Origin of the sequence: Azonexus fungiphilus (genome assembly GCF_003634965.1) — a bacterium.
Taxonomy (GTDB): Bacteria; Pseudomonadota; Gammaproteobacteria; order Burkholderiales; family Rhodocyclaceae; genus Azonexus; species Azonexus fungiphilus.
In genome coordinates, this window is record NZ_RBXP01000011.1 from 341,324 (window position 1) to 364,670 (window position 23,347).

At 63.8% G+C, this 23,347-nt stretch carries 21 protein-coding genes; 6 read left to right on the plus strand and 15 right to left on the minus strand.

The annotated features are described in order from the left end of the window. Window positions 1-128 precede the first annotated feature (128 nt). Both prfB and DFR40_RS04470 read left to right on the plus strand, forming a co-directional pair. Window positions 129-1,233 (plus strand): peptide chain release factor 2 gene (prfB, locus tag DFR40_RS04465; RefSeq protein ID WP_121457267.1). Its coding sequence is split into 2 segments (ribosomal slippage): window positions 129-209 and window positions 211-1,233, totalling 1,104 coding nucleotides; the frame shifts between segments, so codons are not numbered across the junction. Beyond that, on the plus strand, window positions 1,230-1,556 hold the full coding sequence (locus tag DFR40_RS04470) for a cupin domain-containing protein (RefSeq protein ID WP_170160154.1): 327 nt from the start codon (window positions 1,230-1,232) through the stop codon (window positions 1,554-1,556). The genes prfB and DFR40_RS04470 overlap by 4 nt, the downstream gene beginning before the upstream one ends. Here the strand turns inward: DFR40_RS04470 and DFR40_RS04475 are convergent, their stop codons facing one another. Next, the gene (locus DFR40_RS04475) at window positions 1,557-2,495 is read right to left on the minus strand and encodes a nucleoside recognition domain-containing protein (protein ID WP_121457268.1); all 939 of its coding nucleotides are present in this window, start codon (window positions 2,493-2,495) and stop codon (window positions 1,557-1,559) included. A 144-nt stretch (window positions 2,496-2,639) separates the two neighbouring features. Between DFR40_RS04475 and lysS the strand changes: the two genes are divergently transcribed. From lysS to DFR40_RS04495, 4 genes are all read left to right on the plus strand, one after another. Beyond that, window positions 2,640-4,133 carry a lysine--tRNA ligase gene (gene lysS / locus DFR40_RS04480; RefSeq protein WP_121457269.1) on the plus strand — a complete coding sequence of 498 codons (1,494 nt, stop codon included), beginning with the start codon at window positions 2,640-2,642 and terminating at the stop codon, window positions 4,131-4,133. Further along, complete coding sequence (locus DFR40_RS04485) at window positions 4,133-4,636, plus strand: hypothetical protein (protein ID WP_121457270.1); 504 nt, start codon at window positions 4,133-4,135, stop codon at window positions 4,634-4,636. The genes lysS and DFR40_RS04485 overlap by 1 nt, the downstream gene beginning before the upstream one ends. Further along, the gene (gene mnmC / locus DFR40_RS04490) at window positions 4,636-6,555 is read left to right on the plus strand and encodes a bifunctional tRNA (5-methylaminomethyl-2-thiouridine)(34)-methyltransferase MnmC2/FAD-dependent 5-carboxymethylaminomethyl-2-thiouridine(34) oxidoreductase MnmC1 (protein ID WP_121457271.1); all 1,920 of its coding nucleotides are present in this window, start codon (window positions 4,636-4,638) and stop codon (window positions 6,553-6,555) included. Before DFR40_RS04485 ends, mnmC begins: the two co-directional genes overlap by 1 nt. Window positions 6,556-6,675: 120 nt before the next feature. Next, window positions 6,676-7,947, plus strand: coding sequence for a bifunctional O-acetylhomoserine aminocarboxypropyltransferase/cysteine synthase (locus tag DFR40_RS04495; RefSeq protein WP_121457272.1), 1,272 nt, complete (start codon window positions 6,676-6,678; stop codon window positions 7,945-7,947). A gap of 240 nt (window positions 7,948-8,187) precedes the next feature. Here the strand turns inward: DFR40_RS04495 and DFR40_RS04500 are convergent, their stop codons facing one another. The 14 genes from DFR40_RS04500 to DFR40_RS04565 all read right to left on the minus strand — a co-directional run bounded on the left by DFR40_RS04500 (window position 8,188) and on the right by DFR40_RS04565 (window position 23,171). Continuing rightward, complete coding sequence (locus DFR40_RS04500) at window positions 8,188-8,670, minus strand: hypothetical protein (protein WP_121457273.1); 483 nt, start codon at window positions 8,668-8,670, stop codon at window positions 8,188-8,190. Between the two features lie 70 nt (window positions 8,671-8,740). After that, the gene (locus DFR40_RS04505; protein ID WP_121457274.1) at window positions 8,741-9,412 is read right to left on the minus strand and encodes a phospholipase D family protein; all 672 of its coding nucleotides are present in this window, start codon (window positions 9,410-9,412) and stop codon (window positions 8,741-8,743) included. Window positions 9,413-9,683: 271 nt separating this feature from the next. Then, a complete protein-coding gene (locus tag DFR40_RS04510) occupies window positions 9,684-10,487 on the minus strand; it encodes a secretin N-terminal domain-containing protein (protein ID WP_121457275.1) in 804 nt (267 codons plus the stop codon). 10 nt (window positions 10,488-10,497) lie between these two features. Then, a complete protein-coding gene (zapE, locus tag DFR40_RS04515) occupies window positions 10,498-11,616 on the minus strand; it encodes a cell division protein ZapE (protein WP_121457276.1) in 1,119 nt (372 codons plus the stop codon). Between the two features lie 100 nt (window positions 11,617-11,716). Beyond that, on the minus strand, window positions 11,717-13,138 hold the full coding sequence (gene lpdA, locus DFR40_RS04520) for a dihydrolipoyl dehydrogenase (protein WP_121457277.1): 1,422 nt from the start codon (window positions 13,136-13,138) through the stop codon (window positions 11,717-11,719). A 72-nt stretch (window positions 13,139-13,210) separates the two neighbouring features. After that, window positions 13,211-14,449, minus strand: a complete 1,239-nt coding sequence (odhB, locus tag DFR40_RS04525; RefSeq protein WP_121457278.1) for a 2-oxoglutarate dehydrogenase complex dihydrolipoyllysine-residue succinyltransferase — start codon at window positions 14,447-14,449, stop codon at window positions 13,211-13,213. A gap of 24 nt (window positions 14,450-14,473) precedes the next feature. Beyond that, window positions 14,474-17,314, minus strand: coding sequence for a 2-oxoglutarate dehydrogenase E1 component (locus tag DFR40_RS04530; protein ID WP_425453929.1), 2,841 nt, complete (start codon window positions 17,312-17,314; stop codon window positions 14,474-14,476). A 97-nt stretch (window positions 17,315-17,411) separates the two neighbouring features. Continuing rightward, the gene (gltA, locus tag DFR40_RS04535; protein ID WP_121457279.1) at window positions 17,412-18,710 is read right to left on the minus strand and encodes a citrate synthase; all 1,299 of its coding nucleotides are present in this window, start codon (window positions 18,708-18,710) and stop codon (window positions 17,412-17,414) included. Between the two features lie 64 nt (window positions 18,711-18,774). Then, on the minus strand, window positions 18,775-19,041 hold the full coding sequence (locus DFR40_RS04540; protein WP_121457280.1) for an FAD assembly factor SdhE: 267 nt from the start codon (window positions 19,039-19,041) through the stop codon (window positions 18,775-18,777). Then, window positions 19,041-19,751 carry a succinate dehydrogenase iron-sulfur subunit gene (locus DFR40_RS04545; RefSeq protein ID WP_121457281.1) on the minus strand — a complete coding sequence of 237 codons (711 nt, stop codon included), beginning with the start codon at window positions 19,749-19,751 and terminating at the stop codon, window positions 19,041-19,043. Before DFR40_RS04545 ends, DFR40_RS04540 begins: the two co-directional genes overlap by 1 nt. A 12-nt stretch (window positions 19,752-19,763) precedes the next feature. Continuing rightward, window positions 19,764-21,548, minus strand: a complete 1,785-nt coding sequence (sdhA, locus tag DFR40_RS04550) for a succinate dehydrogenase flavoprotein subunit (RefSeq protein WP_121457282.1) — start codon at window positions 21,546-21,548, stop codon at window positions 19,764-19,766. A gap of 2 nt (window positions 21,549-21,550) precedes the next feature. After that, a complete protein-coding gene (sdhD, locus tag DFR40_RS04555) occupies window positions 21,551-21,898 on the minus strand; it encodes a succinate dehydrogenase, hydrophobic membrane anchor protein (RefSeq protein WP_121457283.1) in 348 nt (115 codons plus the stop codon). Beyond that, a complete protein-coding gene (sdhC, locus tag DFR40_RS04560; protein ID WP_121457474.1) occupies window positions 21,895-22,284 on the minus strand; it encodes a succinate dehydrogenase, cytochrome b556 subunit in 390 nt (129 codons plus the stop codon). The genes sdhD and sdhC overlap by 4 nt, the downstream gene beginning before the upstream one ends. 131 nt (window positions 22,285-22,415) lie before the next feature. Next, window positions 22,416-23,171, minus strand: a complete 756-nt coding sequence (locus DFR40_RS04565; RefSeq protein ID WP_217350336.1) for a GntR family transcriptional regulator — start codon at window positions 23,169-23,171, stop codon at window positions 22,416-22,418. Window positions 23,172-23,347: the final 176 nt, after the last annotated feature.

A 23,347-nucleotide genomic window follows, 5' to 3' on the forward strand; every position in this document is an offset into this window, starting at 1 on the left:
GGCAGCCGCCCCGTGTTGGCGCGGGCATGCACCGTCGCGGTGCCGATGCCGGCGCGACGACAAAGCGGTCGGCAGCGCCGGCCCCGGCGGCTATAATTGCGTCTTTTCAAAGCATTGGAATTCGTCTCATGGAAGCAGAACGGCAGAACAGCATCTCCAACAAGCTCGACGACCTGGCGCAGCGCGCCGACGAGCTACGGAGGTATCTTTGACTACGATCACAAGCGCGAACGCCTGACCCTCCTCAACCAGGAGATGGAAGATCCGAAGATCTGGGACGACCCCAAGCGTGCCCAGGAACTCGGTCGTGAGAAGAAGGCGCTGGAAGACATCGTCCTCGTCCTCGAGGACGTCGCCGGCGGCATCAAGGACGGCCGCGAGCTGTTCGCGATGGGCAAGGAAGAAGGCGACGACGACACGCTGCTCGCGGTCGAGGCCGACAACGCCGAACTCGAGCAGAAGGTCGGCAAGCTCGAATTCCGCCGGATGTTCAACAATCCGTCCGACCCGATGCCCTGCTTCCTGGAAATCCAGGCCGGCGCCGGCGGTACCGAAGCCCAGGACTGGGCCTCGATGCTGCTGCGCATGTACCTGAAATTCGGCGAAAAGAAGGGGTTCACCGTCGAAGTCATGGAAGAGTCGGAAGGCGACGTCGCCGGCATCAAGAGCGCCACCGTCAAGTTCACCGGCGACCATGCCTACGGCACGCTGCGCACCGAAACCGGCATCCACCGCCTGGTCCGCAAGTCGCCGTTCGACTCGAACGCCCGCCGCCACACCAGCTTCACCTCGGTCTTCGTGTTCCCGGAAGTCGACGAGTCGATCGAAATCGCCATCAACCCGGCCGACGTGCGCACCGACACCTACCGCGCCTCCGGCGCCGGCGGTCAGCACATCAACAAGACCGACTCGGCCGTGCGTCTGACCCACGTACCGACCGGCATCGTCGTGCAGTGCCAGAACGACCGTTCGCAGCACCGCAACCGCGACGAAGCCTGGCAGATGCTGCGCGCCCGCCTGTACGAGTTCGAGCTGCGCAAGCAGCAGGCCGAGCAGCAGAAGCTGGAGGACGCCAAGTCCGACATCGGTTGGGGCCACCAGATCCGCTCCTACGTGCTCGACCAGAGCCGGATCAAGGACCTGCGCACCAACTTCGAAACCGGCAACACCCAGGCCGTGCTCGACGGCGACCTCGACGACTTCATCGAGGCCAGCCTGAAACAGGGCGTGTGATCGCCAACCTGTTCGCCGGATTGCCGTCGACCGTCACGGTCGACGAGCAATTGGCGACGATTTTGCAGCGGCCGGGACTGCGCATCGAGCGCATCGTCTCGACCGGCCAGGCCAGCCCGCCGGATTTCTGGTACGACCAGGACGAAGGCGAATGGGTGGTGCTGCTGCAGGGCGAAGCGAAACTGCGCTTCGCCGACGAAGCCGACGCCCGCCACCTGCACGCCGGCGATTGCATCGACATCGCCGCACACCGCCGGCACCGTGTCGACTGGACGGCGCCCGATCAGGTCAGCGTCTGGCTGGCAGTCTTCTACGCCGCCTGATCAGGCAAAGACGATGTGGCCGATGGTGCGCAGCGCGATGCCGATGCAGGCGCCGAGCGCTGCCGGCTTCCACACCTTGGCGACGCGCGGCCCGGCGGCGATGAGCACGGCGACGCCGGGCAGGTCGAAGGGCGAGATCAGGAAGCCGGCGCTGGCATTGAGCAGTTCGACGCTGACCTGACCGGCGCGACGCATCTCGTCCATCACCCCCATCATCGCCGTGCCGCCGGCCAGGTACTTGGTCAGCGTCGGCAGCACCAGCATCCGGTCGATCGCCAGCGCATCGAGCAGCGGCGCCAGCAAGGCCGTCAGCAGGTCGATGGCGCCGAAAGTGCGCAGCGCGGTGACTACCACCAGCGACAGCACCAGCATCGGGATCGCCCCAACCGCCAGCTTGAAGGCCTCGGCGCCGGCGCGGTTGATCACGTCGAGCACGCCCTTGGCGCTCTCGGCGACCGGATGCGCGAGATGTTCGTCGACCACGCCCTCGGCCGCCGACAGCCCGCGCCCGAACAGGTAGTAGGTCGCCGCCGCCGCGGCCAGGCCGCCGATCAACGACCACAGCAGGGTCAGGCCGATGTCGAGGCCCATGGTCATCATCGGCAGCGCCGCGTTGGCCTGCGACATCGCGAAGACCATCGCCAGCGTCGCCGCGATGTGGCGGTCCGACGCCCCGCGCTGGTCCATCATGGTCAGCGTCGCCATCGGCGCCGCGAAACTGACGAAGTTGATCTGCACCGCCGCGAACACGCCCAGCCCGGTCAGGCCGAAGGGTTTCAGCACCGGCGCCAGTTTCGCCACCACCCAGTCGAGCGCGCCGCGCGCCTCGAGCAGTCGCATCAGCGACAGCATCACCACCATCACCGGCAGCAGCACGAACAGGGAAAGCTCGACCGCCGAGCGGCCGGCCTTGAGAAGGATGTCGATGAGGATTTCCATGGGGCGGCATTATGGCATTGCCTGGCCGACAAAACTCGCCCCCCTTTCCCTGTCCTTTCCCTTGTCCCTCCCCGCCGAATCGGCGAAAATCCCCCGTTTCCGCGGTCGACCGCAAAATTCCCGATTTTTCCCAAGGATTCCCCGATGTCCAACGCCGAACAGCAACAAGACGAGAACCACATCATCGCCGAGCGCCGCGCCAAGCTGGCCGAGTTGCGCCAGGGTGGGGTCGCCTTCCCGAACGACTTCCAGCGCGAGAACACCGCGCAGAAGCTGCATGACGGCTACGGCGAGAAATCGGCGGAAGAACTCGAAGGCCTGCCGGTCGAGGTCAAGGTCGCCGGCCGCATGATGCTGAAGCGGGTCATGGGCAAGGCCTCGTTCGCCACGCTGCAGGACGTTTCCGGCCGCATCCAGGTCTACGTCGCCCGCGACAAGGTCGGCGAGGAAGCCTATGCCGCCTTCAAGGGCTGGGACTTGGGTGACATCCTTGGCGTCGTCGGCACGCTGATGAAGACCAAGACCGGCGAGCTGACCATCGCCGCCACCGAGATCCGCCTGCTGACCAAGTCGCTGCGCCCGCTGCCGGACAAGTTCCACGGCCTGGCCGACCAGGAAATGAAGTATCGCCAGCGTTACGTCGACCTGATCATGAACGAGGAAACGCGCGCCACCTTCCGCGCCCGCTCGGCCATCGTCGGCGCCATCCGCAACTACATGAGCGGCCACGGCTTCATGGAAGTCGAGACGCCGATGATGCACCCGATCCCCGGCGGCGCCGCGGCCAAGCCCTTCATCACCCATCACAACGCGCTCGACATGCAGCAGTTCCTGCGCATCGCGCCCGAGCTCTACCTCAAGCGCCTGGTCGTCGGCGGCTTCGAGAAGGTCTTCGAGATCAACCGCAACTTCCGCAACGAAGGTTTGAGCCCGCGGCACAATCCCGAATTCACGATGATGGAGTTCTACGAGGCGTACGCGAACTACCACACGCTGATGGACTTCACCGAGGGCCTGCTCCGCCACGCCGCGCGCGAGGCGCTGGGCAAGGAAGTCTTCGAATACCAGGGGCGCGAACTCGACCTGTCCAAGCCCTTCCACCGCCTGACCATCACCCAGGCGATCCAGCGCGAGCAGCCGTCGTTCACCGACGCGCAACTGGCCGACGCCGAATTCCTCAAGGCCAAGATCGTCGCCTTCGGCGAGAAGGTCAAGCCGGGCGGCCTCGGCAGCCTGCAGCTGCAGCTGTTCGAAGCCTGTGCCGAAGCGCAGTGCTGGGAGCCGACCTTCATCATCGACTACCCGGTCGAAGTCAGCCCGCTGGCCCGCGCCTCCGACAGCAACCCGGAAATCACCGAGCGTTTCGAGCTGTTCATCGTCGGCCGCGAGATCGCCAACGGCTTCTCGGAGTTGAACGACGCCGAGGACCAGGCCGCCCGCTTCCAGGAACAGGCCAAGGCCAAGGACGCCGGCGACGAGGAAGCGATGTACTACGACGCCGACTACATCCGCGCGCTCGAGTACGGCCTGCCCCCGACCGGCGGCTGCGGCATCGGCATCGACCGGCTGATCATGCTGCTCACCGACAGCCCGGCGATCCGCGACGTCATCCTCTTCCCCTCGATGCGTCCGGAGTAATGCAGATCCGCCAGCTCCAGGTGGCTTGCGACGCGGTTCAGGACCGACTGACCCTGCGCGTCGCGACGCAAGCCAACGAGGAGTTCCGGGTGTGGATCACCCGGCGTTACCTGCGCGAGCTGTGGCCGCACCTGGTGGCCATGCTCGCCGGGCATCTGGCGGCACGGCCGCAGGCGCCGGCGGAAAAGCCGGCCGGCGAGCCGGCGGCCAGCTTCGAGCAGCCGTTCAAGGAAGACAATCCCAGCTTTCCGCTCGGATCGACGCCGCTGCTGGCCAGCGAAGCGACGCTGACGGCCAGCGGCGAGGGCCTCGCCCGGCTGATCCTGCGCGAAGGCCGTGAGCGCAGCTTCACGCTCAACGTCAACGGCGAACTGCTGCAGGCGCTCTGCGCGATGCTGCGCAAATCGGCCGAACAGGCCGGCTGGGGGCTGGCCCTCGACTACGCGCCGGCGGCTGCGCCGGCACCGGCCGCCGACAACGCCAAGCCCGGCCTGCTCCACTAGTGGAACCGCTGCGCCCGGCCCGACTCGAATTCGCCGACGACGGCACACCGTACTCGAGCGCCTTCGGCGACGTCTATCACTCGGCCCACGGCGGCCCGGCGCAGGCGCGCCACGTCTTCCTCGGCGGCAACGAGCTGCCGCAGCGCTGGCAGGGGCGCGACCGCTTCGTCATCCTCGAGACCGGCTTCGGCCTCGGGCTGAACTTCCTCGCCGCCTGGCAGGCCTGGCGCGCCGACCCGCAACGCTGCCGGCGGCTGCATTTCGTCTCCTTCGAAAAGCACCCGTTTTCCGCCGCCGACCTCGCCGTTGCCCAGCGCGCCTGGCCGGAATTCGCCGAACTCGCCGCCCAGTTGCAGGCCCGCTGGCCGCTGCTGACGCCGGGCGTGCATCGCCTCTTCCTCGACGACCGGCAGGTCATCCTGACGCTGTTCTTCGGCGACGCGACGACGCAGTTGCGCACGGTCGACGCCTCGGTCGATGCCTTTTTCCTCGACGGCTTTTCGCCGGCGAAGAACCCGGAACTGTGGACGCCGGAACTGTGCCGCGCGCTGTCGCGCCTCGCTGCGCCGGGCGCGACGCTGGCCACCTGGTCGGTTGCCGGCCATGTCCGGGCGGCGCTGGAAGCGGCCGAGTTCGACCTGGAAAAACGCCCCGGCTTCGCTGGCAAGCGGCAGATGCTGCACGGCCGCTTCCGCTCGCGCCGGCCCGACCGCCATGCGCCGCCGGCCGAGCGCCGCGCCGTCGTCATCGGTGCCGGCATCGCCGGCTGCACCGCGGCCAGCGCACTGGCCGGCGCCGGCTGGCAGGTCGACATCATCGAGCGCGCGCCGACACCGGCCACCGGCGCCTCGTGCAATGTCGCCGGCGTGCTGCGCCCCTTGCCCAGCGCCGACGACAACCGCCTGTCGCGCCTGACCCGCGCCGGCTACCTGGCCACCCGCGCCCTGCTGCAATCGCTGCCCGACGCCCGCTGGTCGCCCTGCGGCGTCCTCCATCTGGGCCGCGAGCCGCTGCACGAGGCGACCCAGCAGCGCGTCGTCGAGCGCCTGCAACTGCCCGCCGAGCTGCTCCAGTTCGTCGACCGCGAGCGCGCCGGCGCAATGCTCGGCCTGCCGGTCGAGGCTGGCGGCTGGTGGTTCCCGCAAGGCGGCTGGGTCAATCCGGCCTCGGTCTGCCGCGCCGCGCTGGCCGCTTTTCCCGGGCGCATCCGCGAACACTACGGCGTCACGGTCGACCGCCTGGAAAGGACAAAAACCGGCTGGCGCCTGCTCGCCGCCGACGGCAGCGAGATCGCCAGCGCGCCGGTGGTGGTCATGGCCGCCGGCGTCGGCGCCCCGGCCTTCGCCGAATTCGCCTGGCTGCCGCAGAAAAGCGCCCGCGGCCAGGTCAGCCATCTGCCGCCCGATCCGGCGCGCACGCTGGCGCACGTCGTCTGCCGCCACGGCTACGCGATGCCCGAGGTCGACGGCATCCGCCTGACCGGCGCCACGCTGCAGCCGAACGACCCCGATCCGTCGGTGCGCGCCGACGACCATGCCGAGAACCTGGCCCGCCTGCGCCTGAGCCTGCCCGGCTACCTCGGCCCAGACGATCCGGCGCCGCTGGCCGGGCGCACCGGCTTCCGGCCGATGTCGCCGGACCGCCTGCCGATCGTCGGCGCCCTCCCCGATCCGGCCGCGATCCAGGGCCAGCCGCGCCTGCCAGCGCTGCCGCGCCACCCCGGCCTGTGGTGCGTGCAGGGCTTCGGCGCACGCGGCATCGTCTGGTCGGCGCTGATGGCCGACCTGCTGGTCAGCCGCCTGGAAGGCGACCCGCTGCCGCTGGAAATCGACCTCGTCGATGCCGTCGACCCCGGCCGGTTTTTGCTCAAATCGCGCGGTCGACCGCAAGACGACGACGCTTTCGACGACCGCACCTGAAGCGCCAGCGGCCGACATAAGCTTAGAAGCCGAAGTGATTGGCATGGCGCCGGCCGAGGCCTTAAGCTGGCGCTTCCTGTAAACTCCCGCTTTCGAAACACAACAAAGAGAGACGCACGCATGAAGATCGAAACCCTCGCCGTTCATGGCGGCTACAGCCCGGACCCGACGACCAAGGCAGTCGCCGTGCCGATCTACCAGACCACGTCGTACGCCTTCGACAGCACCCAGCACGGCGCCGACCTGTTCGACCTCAAGGTCGCCGGCAACATCTACACCCGGATCATGAACCCGACCCAGGACGTGCTCGAAAAGCGCGTCGCCGCGATGGAAGGCGGCGTTGCCGCGCTGGCCATGGCCTCGGGCATGGCCGCGATCACCGCCTCGATCCAGACGATCGCCGAAGCCGGCGACAACATCGTCACCTCCAGCACCCTGTACGGCGGCACCTACAACCTGTTCGCCCACACGCTGCCGCAATACGGCATCGAAGTCCGCTTCGCCGACTACCGCGACCCGGATGCCTTCGAGAAGCTGATCGACGCGAAGACCAAGGCCGTCTTCTGCGAATCGGTCGGCAACCCGCTCGGCAACATCACCGACTTTGAAAAGCTCGCCGAGATCGCCCACAAGCACGGCGTGCCGGTCATCGTCGACAACACCGTGCCCTCGCCCTACCTGTGCCGCCCGTTCGAGCACGGCGCCGACATCGTCGTCCATGCGCTGACCAAGTACCTCGGCGGCCATGGCAATTCCATCGGCGGCATCATCGTCGATAGCGGCAAGTTCCCGTGGGCCGAGCACAAGGCCAAGTTCAAGCGCCTCAACGAGCCGGACGTCTCCTACCACGGCGTCGTCTACACCGAAGCGCTCGGTGCTGCCGCCTACATCGGCCGCGCCCGCGTCGTGCCGCTGCGCAACATGGGCGCCGCGATCAGCCCGTTCAACGCCTTCCTGATCCTGCAGGGCATCGAGACGCTGGCGCTGCGCATGGACCGCATCTGCGACAACTCGCTGAAGATCGCCCGCTTCCTGCAGAACCACCCGAAGGTCAGCTGGGTGAACTACGCCGGCCTGCCCGAGCACAAGGACCACGCGCTGGTGCAGAAGTACATGGGCGGCCGCGCTTCCGGCATCCTCAACTTCGGCGTCAAGGGCGGCCGCGAAGGCGGCGGCAAGTTCCAGGATGCGCTCAAGCTGGTCACCCGTCTGGTCAACATCGGCGACTGCAAGACCCTGGCCTGCCACCCGGCCTCGACCACGCACCGCCAGCTGTCGCCCGAGGAACTGGCCAAAGCCGGCGTCTCCGAAGACATGATCCGCCTGTCGGTCGGCATCGAGCACGTCGACGACCTGATCGCCGACCTCGACCAGGCGCTCAACGCCGCCTGACCGAAGCCCTGTCGCTCACACAAAACCCGGCTACTTGCCGGGTTTTGTTTTTTCGGGGTTTGAGGCTGTTGACCGTGCACCACTGCGCTCGGTCTTGGCCATGGCTTCGGCACAACTTGGTAACGTCAGTTATCGACCCAAAGCGGAAATTTGCAAAACAGCAAAGCGGTCGTTCAGGAACCTGCAAGCTCAGGGGCGCGAAGTTGGCTTGCCGGCGTAGCGTCCCTCTGGAGCGGGATGTTAGAGCGCGCGATTATAGCCACAGTGGGAAAGCTGCAACACGCGCAGAAGTGGATAGTTTTCGGATATGGCACTGCGGCAAGCAACACCACACTCAACGACCTTTGAACGAACCTCGGCGACAAACTCATCAATGGACATGATTTGACCGCCCGCAATGGTGTGTCGGCCTTTGGGGTGAGAGGGGAAGACCGCGATTTGACGGAGCGCGGTTTCTGGTGGCAACCAAGAGAAAACTTCAGTAAAAATGAGTTTTCGTGCTGCCTCGAACTTTTTGGCGTATCTGGCCTCACGCGTATCCCATGTGTGGGCATCAACCGACGGCTCGTAATGAACAAGATCGCTGGTGTGCGGGTTGTAGCCGATGACATCAAGCTCCATTTCCCAGCCGCCATGCTTCAAACGGCCGACTTTTGTATTGCGCCGTACCAAATAACCCTGCCAGTCAAGGTATTCAACGATGAGTGATTCGAGGTGGGACATAACGTGCCCTTGTAGTCTTAGCTAAACGGCCCGCGACGGCATACTGTTACGGGTCCGGTTGAGTAGGGGGTTAGGCGTCGTCCGTAGTTGCTGCAATTACGTCGTTCCAGAGGCCCTGCAGACGGAAATCAAGTGAGCCCTGGCCACTGTTCCTTTGGTCATCCGGGTCGTAGTTGCTAACGATCACTGATGGATTTGAGGCATTGTCATTCTGTCCGTCAGGCGGGCGACCCAAGGCCGCGTTCACTATTTGGCGAGTGGGAGTGTGGGAGTCGTCCCAGAGAAGGACGTCAGCCTCATTGTTGGAAGCGGTTAAGTTAAACGCGCTTCTTGTGAGATTACTGCTTCCAACAACTGCAAACCTATGGGTCTGGCCTTCCCGGGCGATGAAGATCTTGGCGTGCCAGTGATTTGCATACTGTCTCAGGCTGCGGCGCTTCGTGACTGCAACCGGGCCTCCGGCAGCGTTCAATCCAGCATCGACCTTGTTCACGAAGTCATCGAACTCCGTAGCCGCCGGATCGTACGCACCGACGACTGTCACTGTGCTGCCAGCAGGGAGTACGGCGTTGGCGAAGGCGTCAGAGGCGTAGAACGCTCCCCTCTTATTAATGCGTTCGTGGAAGAACCCGCTACAAATGAGAAAGTGATCGTAAGCGCCCGAGCGAAATGCCTCCTCGAGCGCAGCGCGATACACGTTGTAGGAAGGAATGGTGCTGAGGACCAGTGCAACTTTGTACATGACACCTAACAGTTCCTAGACGGACCCAGCGGGTCCGTGTATTAATTAACATCAGGGCTGGGATTATGCCCATGTAATCCATTGTGATACAAGGAACTCACCAATTTTTGGCCCGCATAACAACGCAATATTCAACTGCATAAGGGTCTGCTTCGAGGCATATTTCCTAACGACCGCATTTGGCCGAATACGGAAGCCCCCTCCCGTTCTGCAACCCAGCCCTGGCGTTTTTTCCAGAATTTCACGGTCGACCGTGAAATTCGATCAAAAATCAGTCGACTTCCTCGACCATCAGCCAGATCGAGCGGGCGTCGCGCATCTGGCCGCTGCCGACGCTGAAGCCGCCGCCCTGGCGGTTGCTGGCCTGCTGGCCGGTGCCGCCGAGTTCGATCCACTCGCCGAGCCGGCCGCTCACCGTGGTCGCCAGTTGCTGGGTGGCGATCGCGCCGTTGCGGCGGCCTTCGAGCTGCTCGACCTGCTGCGAGATTTCCAGCGTCACCCGTTCGCCGCTGACGCGCGGGCTGGCGTAGAAGCCGCTGCCGATGTCGCGATAGACGATGCTGTCGTTGACGATGGCGCCGGCCGGACCGACCGCGACCTGGCGCATCGGCACCGGCAGCGAGCGGCCGACCTGGATGAAGGCGCGCCCGCCTTCGATGGTCTGCACGCGCTGCGCCGCGTTCTCGCCGCGCTGGCTGCGGGTGTCCCAGACGCGCGCCTCGACGTCGGCGCGCGGCCGGCTGCCGATGACCACCTGGCCGGCGGCTTCGGCGCCGCGATCGCTGGCCTCCTGGCGGCGGTCGTGGGCGACGTGGATGACCAGCCGGCGGGCCGGGCGGTCGATCGCCGCCAGCGCCCGCTTGATCTCTTCGCGGTTGCGCGGCGAGGCGCGCAGGAAGAGCTGGTTGTTCATCCCGGTCAGCGTGCCGCCCGGTTCGACCAGCGGCGTCAGGATCGGCAGCACGTCGCCGACGGTGCGGCTGCGCAGTTCGATGATTTCCATCTGCTGGGCGGCGACCAGACCGGCCCAGAGGACGACGATCACGGTCAACAGGGTTTTCAGGGCATTTTTCACGGCGAGTTCCTCAAGGGGCGACGATGTGCGGTTGCGCCAAATATTCGCGCGAGTTCATCTCGGTCAGCCGGCTTACCGTGCGCTTGAATTCGCTGGCCTGGGTGCCTTCGGTGTACAAGGCGTCGGCGGCGCAGTCGGCGGTGGCGATCAGCTTGACCTTGTTGTCGTAGAAGACATCGACCAGCCAGGTGAAACGACGGGCTTCCGAGGCCTGGTGCACGGTCATTTTGGGAATCCCGGAAAGGAGGACGGTGTGGTGGCCGCGCGAGATTTCCAGGTAATCGTTCTGCGAACGCGGCCCGCCGCACAGGGTGCGGAAATCGAACCAGATGACGCCGTTGGCGCGGCGCACGGTGTCGATCTTGCGCTCGAGGATCTCGATCTGGCCTCCGCGCTTGCCCTCCTCGCCGGCCACCATGCGGAAGTAATCGAGCATCTTGGCTTCGGCGGCAGCGTCGGCCGGGTGATGGTAGATCTCGACCTGCTCGAGCGCGCGCAGGCGGTAATCGATGCCGGCCTCGACCTCGTAGACGTCGAGGTTCTTCTCGAGCAGCGCGATGGCCGGCAGGAAGCTCTCCCGGTGCAGGCCGTTCGGATAGAGCATCGACGGCGGATAGTTCGAGGTCATGACCAGGATCACGCCGTGGGCGAAAAGCCCTTCGAGCAGGCGGCCGAGGATCATCGCATCGGCGATGTCGGAGACATGGAACTCGTCGAAGCAGAGCAGGCGCACGTCCTTGGCGATGGCTGCGGCCAGCTTCAGCATCGGATCGGGCTCGCCCTTGAATTTCTCGAGGTCGCGATGGATCTGCTGCATGAAGGAATGGAAATGCAGGCGCTTCTTGCGACGATACGGGACCGAGGCGTAGAAGCAGTCCATCAGGAAGCTCTTGCCGCGCCCGACGCCGCCCCAGAAATACACGCCCTGCGGCGGCTTCGGCGGATTGAGCAGGCGTTTCAGGGTGCTGCCGCGATTGACCTTGAACTGCAGCAGTTGCGTATACAGGTTCTGCAGCGCGCCGGCGGCGGCCAGCTGTGCGGCGTCGGCGGTATAGCCGCGCTCGGCGAGCAGTGCGTGGTAGGCGTCGAGCATGCCGTTGGCGGCGACATTGAGTTTTTTATGGGGCATCGAAGCGTGTTTTTTTCGGTTGGGGAAGAGTCGTTATTCTCGCAAATAAAAAAGGCGGTTGCGTCACCGCAACCGCCTTTCGTGCCGGAAAAGCCCGGGCTTAGAAGTGCAGCGAGCGCTTGTCGCAGGCCAGGGCGGCCTCATGCACGATTTCCGACAGCGTCGGGTGGGCATGGCAGATGCGGCCGAGGTCTTCGGAAGCACCGGCAAATTCCATCGTGACGACGGCTTCGGCGATCAGCTCGGAGGCGCTGTTGCCGATGATGTGCACACCAAGGATGCGGTCGGTCTTGGCACAGGCCAGGACCTTGACGAAGCCGCTGGCATCGCCGTTGCCGAGGGCACGGCCGCTGGCCATGAACGGCACCTTGCCCGGCTTGTAGGCAATGCCTTCGGCCTTGAGCTGCTGCTCGGTCTTGCCGACCCAGGCGATTTCCGGATGCGTGTAGACCACGCCCGGGATGGTGTCGAAGTTGCAGTGACCGGCCTGACCGGCGATCAGCTCGGCAACCATGACGCCCTCTTCCGAGGCCTTGTGGGCCAGCATCGGGCCACGGACGACGTCGCCGACCGCCCAGACGTTGGGCAGGTTGGTCTGGCAGTGGCCATTGACCTCGACCTGGCCGCGCTCGTTTAGCTTGAGGCCGACCGCGTCGCCGTTGAGGCCGTCGGTGTTCGGGATGCGGCCGACCGAGACGATCAGCTTGTCGCATTCGAGCTTCTTGGCGCCGTCCTTGTCTTCGTACTCGACGGTGACACCCTTCTTGGCCACCGAGACCTTGCCGATCTTGACGCCGGTGGTGATCTTCAGGCCCTGCTTGGTGAACAGCTTGAGCGCTTCCTTGGCGATGTCCTGGTCGGCGAACGGCATGAAGTCCGGCGCGGCTTCGAGGACGGTGACGTCGGTGCCGAGACGGCGCCAGACCGAACCCATTTCCAGGCCGATGACACCGGCACCGATGACGCCCAGGCGCTTCGGTGCGGCGTCGAAATCGAGCGCGCCGACGTTGTCGCAGATCACCTTGTTGTCGACCGGGATGCCGTCGAGGTGGCGCGGCTTCGAGCCGGTGGCGATGATCACGTGCTTGGCCAGGACTTCTTCCTCGCCGACCTTGACCTTGTACAGCTCGCCTTCCTTGCCGGCGAAACTGGCGTGGCCGTTGAGGCCGGTCACCTTGTTCTTCTTGAACAGGCCGCGGATGCCGCCGGTCAGCTGGGTGACGATGGTGTTCTTGCGACCGATCATGGTCTTGACGTCGATGCTGACGCCCTTGGCCGAGATGCCGTGCATCTCGAAGGAATGATTGGCTTCCTCGAACAGTTCGGAGGAACGCAGCAGCGCCTTGGACGGGATGCAGCCGACGTTCAGGCAGGTGCCGCCGAGGCGCGGCTCGCCCTTCGGATCGGCGTAGGCGTTGGATTCGGCGCAGGCGGTGCTGAAGCCGAGCTGGGCAGCGCGGATGGCGGCAACATAGCCGCCGGGACCGCCGCCGATGACGAGCACGTCGAATTGCTTGGACATGGTCTTACCTTTCGTTTTCTGATGTGCAAAGGCGCCAGCCTCCTTGCGGAGACTGGCGCCGGCGTTCGTCGATCAGACGTTGAGCAGCAGGCGGGCCGGATCTTCCAGCGCTTCCTTCATGGTCACCAGACCGAGGACGGCTTCGCGGCCGTCGATGATGCGGTGATCGTAGGACATCGCCAGGTAGTTGATCGGACGGACGACGACCTGACCGTTTTCAACGACCGCACGGTCCTTGGTGGCATGGATGCCGAGGATCGCGGATTGCGGCGGGTTGATGATCGGGGTGGACATCATCGAACCGAAGATGCCGCCGTTCGAGATGGAGAAGGTGCCGCCGGTCAGTTCCTCGATCGACAGCTTGCCGTCCTTGGCCTTGGCGCCGAACTCGGCGATCTTCTTCTCGATGTCGGCGATCGACATCTGGTCGGCATTGCGCAGGATCGGCACGACCAGGCCGCGCGGCGAACCGACGGCGATGCCGATATCGACGTAGCCGTGATAGACGATGTCGTTACCGTCGACCGAGGCGTTCAGGATCGGGAACTTCTGCAGCGCAGCAACAGCGGCCTTGACGAAGAAACCCATGAAGCCGAGGCGAACGCCGTGGGTCTTCTCGAACTTCTCGCCATACTGCTTGCGCAGCGCCATCACCGGGGCCATGTTCACTTCGTTGAACGTGGTCAGGATGGCGTTGGTCTGTTGCGACTGCAGCAGGCGCTCGGCAATGCGGGCACGCAGGCGGGTCATCGGCACGCGCTCTTCGGTCCGCTCGCCAAGGGCGACGCCGGACGGCGGCACCGGCAGCGAAGCCGCCGACGACTTGGCGGCAGCAACCGGACCGGACGGCGCCACAGCCTTGGGCTGGGCGGCAACGGCGTCTTCCTTGGTGACGCGGCCACCACGGCCGGAACCGGCGACGTCGGCAGCAGCGATGCCCTTCTCGTCGAGGATCTTGCGGGCAGCCGGGCTGGCGGTACCGGCCGGGGCGGCGGCAGCGGCGGCCGGCGCCGCTGCGGGCGCAGCAGCCTTCGGCGCTTCGGCGGCCGGGGCAACGGCACCAGCGGTGGCCGCCGTATCGATCTTGGCGATCAGTTCGCCGGAAACGACGGTCTCGCCATCGCCCTTGATGATTTCAACCAGGACGCCGGCAGCCGGCGACGGCACTTCGAGGACGACCTTGTCGGTTTCGATATCGATCAGGACTTCGTCGCGGCCAACGGCCTCGCCGATCTTCTTCTTCCAGGAGGCCAGCGTGCCTTCGGCGACGGACTCGGACAGTTGCGGAACTTGAACTTCGATAATGCTCATGGTGACTCCACTCTGCTTTCGTTATTAGTAGTCGATCTTGCCCAGCGCGGACTCGATCAGTGCCTTGGTTTGCTCGTTGTGCTTGGCCAGGTAACCCACCGCCGGCGACGAGGAAGCCGGACGGGACACCAGCAGCAGTTTCTGCTTGCTGCCGAGCTGAGTATCCAGGTGGTGACGCGAGGCGATCCAGTACCAGGCGCCCTGATTGCGGGGTTCTTCCTGGGCCCAGACGACTTCGGTCGCCTTCGGATACTTTGCCATTTCCTTCTCGAGCGACTCCTTGGGGAACGGATAGAGCTGCTCGAGGCGAATGATGGCAATGTCGTTGATCTTTTTCTCGCGGCGGGCATTGACCAGGTCGTAATAGACCTTGCCGCTGCACAGGATGATGCGCTTGACCTTCTTCGCATCGAGGTCGTCCACTTCACCGATGACGCGCTTGAATTCGCCGTTGGCCAGTTCTTCCAGCGACGAGGCGGCATCCTTGTGGCGCAGCAGCGACTTCGGCGACATCACGATCAGCGGCTTGCGCTGCATGCGGACGGCCTGACGGCGCAGCATGTGGAAAACCTGGGCGGCAGTGGTCGGGACGCAGACTTCCATGTTCATCTCGGCGCACAACTGCATGAAGCGCTCCGGACGCGCCGACGAGTGCTCCGGACCCTGGCCTTCGTAGCCGTGCGGGAGCAGCATGACCAGACCGCAGGCGCGACCCCACTTGGCTTCGCCGGAGGCGATGAACTGGTCGATGACGACCTGGGCGCCGTTGGCGAAGTCGCCGAACTGACCTTCCCAGATCACCAGTTCATACGGATTGGCCGAGGCGTAGCCGTAATCGAAGGCGAGCACGGCCTCTTCCGACAGCACCGAGTCGTAGCACTGGAAACCGGCCTGCTTGTCCTGCAGGTTCTTCAGCGGATGATAGGTGCCCTCGTCCCAGCTGGTACGGTTCTGGTCGTGGAAAGCGGCATGGCGGTGGAAGAAGGTGCCGCGGCCGACGTCCTCGCCGGAAATCCGCACACCGTAACCGGAGACCAGCAGCGAGGCATAGGCCAGGTTCTCGGCCATGCCCCAGTCGACCGGCAGCTTGCCCTCGCCCATCGCGGCACGATCCTCGACGATCTTCTTGACCCGGGAATGCAGCGTGAAGCCTTCCGGGATCGTCGTCAGACGCTGCGACAGACGTTGCAGTTCGGCCAGCGGCACGGTGGTATCGCAGGTCTCGATGTAGTTCTTGGTCAGGAACGGCGTCCAGTCGATCGTCATCGGATGCTTGTAGCCCGCCAGCACCGGGTTGTAGAGCAACTCGCCCTTGTCGAGGTGAGCGCGGTACTCGGCGATCATCTGGTCCGGACCGTCGGCAGCCAGCACGCCTTCGGCGATCAGCTTGTCGCCGTAGAGCTTGCGGGTGCCCGGGTGCTTGGCGATGATCTTGTACATCAGCGGCTGCGTGACCATCGGCTCGTCCTGCTCATTGTGGCCGAGCTTGCGGTAGCAGATGATGTCGATGACAACGTGCTTCTGGAATTTCTGGCGATATTCGATGGCGATCTGGGTGACCAGCGCAACCGCTTCGGGATCGTCGCCATTGACGTGGAAGATCGGCGCATCGACCATCTTGAAGATGTCGGTGCAGTAGTGGCCGGAGCGATAGTCACGCGGGTCGGAGGTGGTGAAGCCGACCTGGTTGTTGACGACGATGTGCAGCGTGCCGCCGACGCCGTAACCGCGCGTCTGCGAGAAATTGAGCATTTCCTGGTTGACGCCCTGGCCGGCGACGGCAGCGTCGCCATGGACCAGGATCGGCAGGACCTTGCTCTTGCTGCCTTCGCCACGACGGACCTGGCGGGCATAGACCGAGCCTTCAACGACCGGATTGACGATCTCGAGGTGCGACGGGTTGAAGGCCAGCGTCAAGTGGCAGGGACCTCCCGGGGTCGACACATCGGACGAGAAACCCATGTGGTACTTGACGTCGCCGGCCGAGAGATCGCTCTTCTTCTTGCCTTCGAACTCGGCGAAGAGCATCGACGGAGCCTTGCCCAGCGTATTGACTAGGACATTCAGGCGACCGCGGTGGGCCATGCCGACAACCACTTCATCAACGCCGAGGGCGCCACCGGAGCGGATTGCTTCGTCCATGGCAACGATCAGCGATTCGCCGCCTTCGAGCGAGAAGCGCTTCTGGCCGACGTACTTGGTGTGCAGGTAACGCTCCAGCGTCTCTGCCGCGGTCAACCGCTCGAGGATGCGCTTTTTCTGTTCGGCGTTGTACGACGGGCGCGAGCGGATGCCTTCCAGCTTTTCCTGCAGCCAGCGCTTCTCGTTGTAATCCGTCATGTACATGTACTCGACGCCGATCGTGCCGCAATAGGTCTGCTTGAGCGTCTCGAGAATGTCGCTGAACTTGGCGTTCTCGGGCAGCCCCTTGAGCGAACCGACGTTGAAGGTCTGGTTCAGGTCGGCATCGGTGAAGCCGTAGAACGACGGTTCCAGCTCGTCGAGCTTGGGACGCGGCACGCGCTTGAGCGGATCAAGGTCGGCCCAGCGGGTCCCGAGCGAACGATAGGCGGTAACCAGCTGACCGACCGCCGATTGCTTCTTGTGCTCGCTTGCCGAGGATGCCGGAGCTGTCTGGCGGAAGCCGCCCTCCTTGGCCAGCTCGGCGAAAGCCGCGACGACCGGCGCATGCGCCACGTCACGCGCGACAAAGCCCGGCATCTGGGCCAGGCGGTCGAAATAGTCACGCCACTCGGGCGAAACGGAAGTCGGGTCGTTCAGGTAGTTTTCGTAAACTTCTTCGACGAAGGGCGCATTACCACCAAAGTAAAGCGTGCTGTCGAACTTTTCATTCATCGTGGTCATAGGTGTCCCCACCAGGGTTTTTTCTCTGTCTCTGCGAATGCAGTCGAACTAGTCTCTGCATGAAAAAAGGGCGGCCTCAGGCCGCCCGTTTATTATATTAGCCGCGCTGGGCGAGCGGTACAACGTCGCGCTTGGCTGCGCCGACATACAACTGGCGCGGGCGACCGATCTTGTATTCCGGATCGGAGATCATTTCTTCCCACTGCGTCATCCAGCCGACCGTGCGGGCCAGCGCGAAGATGCAGGTGAACATCTCGGTCGGGATACCGATCGCCTTCTGGACGATGCCGGAGTAGAAATCGACGTTCGGGTAGAGCTTCTTCTCGACGAAGTAGTCGTCCTCGAGGGCGATCTTCTCGAGCTCCATCGCCAGCTTGAACAGGCGGTCGTTTTCCAGGCCCAGTTCGGTCAGGACTTCGTTGCAGACCTTGCGCATCAGCTTGGCACGCGGATCGAAGTTCTTGTAGACGCGGTGACCGAAGCCCATCAGCTTGAACGAGTCATTCTTGTCCTTGGCACGCTTGATGTACTCGCCGACACGGGAAACGTCGCCGATCTGTTCCAGCATCTGCAGGCAGGCTTCGTTCGCGCCACCGTGCGCCGGACCCCACAGGCAGGCGATACCGGCCGAGATGCAGGCAAACGGGTTGGCACCGGACGAACCGGCCAGGCGGACGGTCGACGTCGACGCGTTCTGCTCGTGATCGGCATGCAGCGTGAAGATGACGTCGAGGGCACGGACCAGAACCGGGTTCGGCACGTACTTCTCGCACGGGGTACCGAACATCATGCGCATGAAGTTCGCGGTGTAGTCCAGCTCGTTGTCCGGATACATGAACGGCGCGCCGGTATTGTACTTGTAGGCCATCGCGACGATCGTCGGCAGCTTGGCGACGATGCGGTTGAAGCTGATGTTGCGATGCTCGGCGTCGGAATAGTCCATTGCCTCATGGTAGAAGGCAGACAGGGCACCGACGACACCGACCATGACGGCCATCGGGTGAGCGTCACGGCGGAAACCGTTGTAGAAGCGGGTGAGCTGGTCGTGCACCATCGTGTGCTTCTTGATGGTGGTTTCGAAATTGACCTTCTGGGAGGCGTTCGGCAGTTCGCCGTTCTTCAGCAGGTAGGCCACTTCGAGGAAGTTGCAGTTCTCGGCCAGTTGCTCGATCGGGTAACCACGATAAAGCAGCTCGCCCTTGTCGCCGTCGATGAAGGTGATCTTGGACTTGCAGCTGGCGGTCGACAGGAACCCGGAGTCATAGGTGAACAGCCCGGTCTTGCCGCCCAGCGTACGGATATCGACACAGTCATTGCCATGCGTCGGGGACATGATCGGGAAATCGACGGGTGCTTGTCCGTCGATACTCAGGGTTGCCTTGCGTTCGGTCGTCATGGTTTATTCCCTTTACAGGTGTTGGTTGTCACTGCACTGCCAAAAATCGGTCAACGTTACAAAGTTAGTTCGCCAACCTTACTGAACACTTACGGAGTTTTTCGACAACGGGCGCGAAGTGCGCCTCGTCGTCGGTGCACTCGGTCTTGCCGCTGATGAGGTACCACAGATCGTGGTCCTCCAGCGCCACCAGGTCCACGAACACCGCCTGCTCCTCCTCGGTCAGCTGATCGAATCCGTCATCGAGAAAACGCGTCAGCGTGATATCGAGTTCGAGCAGGGCGCGCCTGATACAACGCCAGCGCAGGCGTTCGTAGTCCTGGCGTTCCATCAGACGGCGCGACGGACCATCATGTCCTTGATCTTGCCGATGGCCTTGGTCGGGTTCAGACCCTTCGGGCACACGTCAACGCAGTTCATGATGGTGTGGCAACGGAACAGGCGGTACGGATCCTCGAGGTTGTCGAGGCGCTCGTTGGTCGCCTGGTCGCGCGTGTCGGCGATGAAGCGATAGGCAGCCAGCAGGCCGGCCGGGCCGACGAACTTGTCCGGATTCCACCAGAACGACGGACAGGAAGTCGAGCAGCAGGCGCACAGGATGCACTCGTAGAGACCGTTCAACTCTTCACGGTCTTCCGGCGACTGCAGACGCTCGCGCTCCGGTGCCGGATCGTTGTTGATCAGGTAGGGCTTGATCGAGTGATACTGCTTGAAGAACTGGGTCATGTCGACGATCAGGTCGCGGATGACCGGCAGGCCGGGCAGCGGACGCAGGACGATCGGCTGCTTGAGTTCGTCGATGTCGGTCAGGCAGGCCAGACCGTTCTTGCCGTTGATGTTCATCGCGTCCGAACCACAGACGCCTTCGCGGCAGGAACGACGATAGGACAGCGTGTCGTCCTTGGCCTTCAACTTGGTCAGGGCATCCAGCAGCTTGCGATCGGTCGGCTCGAGCTCGACCGAGATGTCCTGCATGTAGGGCGCGTCGTCCTTGTCCGGATCGTAGCGGTAGATGCTGAATTGAACCGTACGTTTGCTCATCTTCTTCTCCGATTAGTACGAACGCGTCTTCAGCGCGATCGGTTCGACGGTCAGCGGCTGCATGTTGACCGGCTTGTACGAGATGCTGTTGTCGACCGGGTTGAACAGCGTGTGCTTGAGCCATTCGGCGTCGTTGCGACCGTTCGGGAATTCCGGGGTATCCGGGGCATCGTCGCGCACGTGGGCGCCGCGCGATTCCTTGCGGGCCTCGGCGGAGAGCATCGTCGCCTTGGCGACCTCGATCAGGTTTTCCATTTCGAGAGCTTCGGTACGCGCCGTGTTCCAGGCCATCGACTTGTCCTTGATCTCGAGTTCGCGGGCTGCCTTCTCGACTTCGAGGATCTTCTCGACGCCGGACTTGAGCAGGTCGCCGAAACGGAACACACCGGCGTGGTTCTGCATCGTGCGCTGCATGGCCAGACGGGTTTCGTGCACGTTGGCACCGCCCTTGCGGCTGTCAAGTGCGGCGATCCGCGCCAGGGATTGCTCGGCGGCATTCTTCGGCAGTTCGCGATGCGCCTTGCCGGCCTTGAGATCCTCGACAGCGGAATCACCGGCCGACTTGCCGAAGACCAGCAGGTCGAGCAGCGAGTTGGTACCGAGGCGGTTGGCGCCGTGCACCGAGGCACAGGCACATTCGCCAGCGGCGTAGAAGCCCGGAACGACGGTGTTGTAGTCGCCGTTCTGCGGCGTCACGACGCGACCGGAGTAATGCGTCGGGATACCGCCCATCTGGTAGTGGCAGGTCGGCACCACCGGCAGCGGTTCCTTGATGCAATCGACACCGGCGAACTGCAGGCCGATTTCGCGGATGCCCGGCAGGCGCTTCATGATGGTGTTGGGATCGAGGTGGGTGATGTCGAGCAGGACGTAGTCCTTGTTGACGCCACAACCGCGGCCTTCGTTGATTTCGGTGGTCATGGCGCGGGAAACCACGTCGCGCGACGCCAGGTCCTTGGCGTTCGGCGCGTAGCGCTCCATGAAGCGTTCCTTGTTGGCGTTGCGCAGGATGCCGCCTTCGCCACGGACGCCTTCGGTGATCAGCACACCGGCACCGGCGACGCCGGTCGGGTGGAACTGCCAGAACTCCATGTCTTCCAGCGGGATGCCGGCGCGCGCCGCCATGCCCAGGCCGTCACCGGTGTTGATGAAGGCGTTGGTGGAAGAATAGAAGATGCGGCCGGCACCGCCGGTGGCGAAGATGGTGGCACGGGTGTGGAAAATCACGACCTGGCCGGTTTCCATTTCCATCGCCGTAACGCCCAGCACATGGCCTTCGCTGTCGCGGATCAGGTCCAGGGCCATCCACTCGACGAAGAACTGGGTGTTGGCCTTGACGTTGCGCTGATACATCGCATGCAGCATGGCGTGACCGGTACGGTCGGCAGCAGCACAGGAGCGGCGCACCGGCTTCTCGCCGAAGTTCGACATGTGGCCGCCGAACGGACGCTGGTAGATCTTGCCGTCGTCGGTACGGTCGAAGGGCATGCCGTAATGCTCAAGCTCGACGACGCACTCGTTGGCCTTGCGCACCATGAACTCGATCGCGTCCTGGTCGCCGAGCCAGTCGGAACCCTTGACGGTGTCGTACATGTGCCAGTGCCAGTGATCTTCCTCGGAGTTGCCGAGCGAGGCGGCAACGCCGCCCTGGGCGGCAACGGTATGCGAACGGGTCGGGAAGACCTTGGACAGGACGGCCGTCTTCAGGCCGGCTTCGGACAACTGGATCGCGGACCGCAGACCGGCGCCACCGGCACCGACGATGACCGCATCGAATTTCAGAACAGGAATACTCACGCTTACAGCCTCCAGAGAATCGCGGCAGCCCACGCGGTGTAACCCACCAGCGCGGCAATGGTCAGGACATGCAGGGTCAGGCGCAGGGCCGTCGGCTTGACGTAGTCCATCCAGATGTCACGCACGCCGATCCAGGCGTGGTAGAACAGGCTGACGAAGAACAGGAAGGTAAAGAACTTGATGACGCCATTGGCGAAGATGCCTTGCCAGGCCTCGAAGGTCGAGGGACGGACGACGATCAGCACGGCAGCGATGACGACCGAGTAGACGGCCATGATGACCGCGGTGGCGCGCTGGGCGATCCAGTCCTTGAGGCCGTAATGGGCACCGACAACGATACGGTTGATCACAGCAGAACCCCCCACAGGATCAGGGTCAACGGGATGCTGACGGCAAAAACGACAGCGGCGGACTGGCGGGCAGCTTCCTTCTCGATGCCAACATGGACGTCGAGCAGCAGGAAGCGGATACCGGCGCAGAAATGATGCACGAAGGCCCACAGCAGACCGGCGAGAATCACCTTGACCAGCGGATGGCCGGCAACCGACTGGAAGTCGGCAAAACTCTCAGGGGAACCCAGGCTGGCACCGAAGAGCCAGAGCATCACCGGGAAGCAGAGAAACAAGCCGGCACCGCTGACGCGATGCAGAATTGAAACCTTGCCGGGCAATGGCAACCTGATGGTCGTCAAGTCCAAATTTTTTGGACGTTTCTTCTTGATGGACATTTCTGCCATGAACGTCATCCCTCGCGTAAGAGTGCGGATTATCCGCTTGTACGTGGTTTGAAAAGAGCCGTAATTATACAGTCAAAAACGGCCGCGAAGCGCCACACAGCGTGCTTTCGGCAAGCAAAAAAGTGGCAGGTTCAACCCAGATCATTCTTGTAATAGTGGCTGCGCGTGCAGTACAAACCGCGGCGCCATTCCACCGGTTTATTACCGTAGGTGTAAGCCGTCCGCTCGACCAGCAACAGGGGGTCACCAACCCCGACCCCGAGGTGGCCGGCGCTCTCGGAATCGGCGCCGACGGCACGCAGGCGCTCCTCGGCGTTGATCATGCGCACGCCGAAATCGCTCTCGAACAGGCTGTACAGCGAACGCTCGCCGGCGCGCAGGGCGTCCAGCGTCAGGCCGCCGAACAGATCGGCGAGCAGGTAGATCTGATCGAAGACCACGGTCTCGCCAGCAAAGCTCAGCAGGCGCTTGACGTGAATCACCGGATCGCCCGGCTGCAGGCCGAGCGCGGCAGCAACTTCGGCACTGGCGGCGATCGTCTCGCAGAAAAAGGGGTCGCTGGCCGACGGCACGGCGACGCCGTCGTCGGGCAGGAGGCGCAGGAAACGATAGAAGGAGCGCGGATCGTCGTGGGTGGACACGAAGGTGCCCTTGCCCTGGCGGCGAACCAGCATGTTCTCGGCGGCCATCTCGTCGATCGCCTTGCGCACCGTTCCCTGGCTGACATTGAAACGCTGCGCCAGCTCGCCCTCACTGGGGATCGCATCACCCGGCCCCCACTCGCCGCGCTCCAGGCTGGCGACCAGGAAATCCTTGATCTGCCGGTAGAGCGGGCTGAAGGTCGGGGCCGTGGCGCGCACGGCAGGACGGTTGGCATCGCGATTCATGGCCCGGGATTTCAGCACACTTCTCGACCAGCGTCCACGAAAAGTTGTCTTATATAAGACAGATGATGATTTGACAGCACCGGACCGAACTTCTAACATCTTGGTCTCCGGTGCCGACCGACGCAAGGAAGAAAAACGTCTGCATTCGGGTACATCGAACAATTCAACCAAGCTGT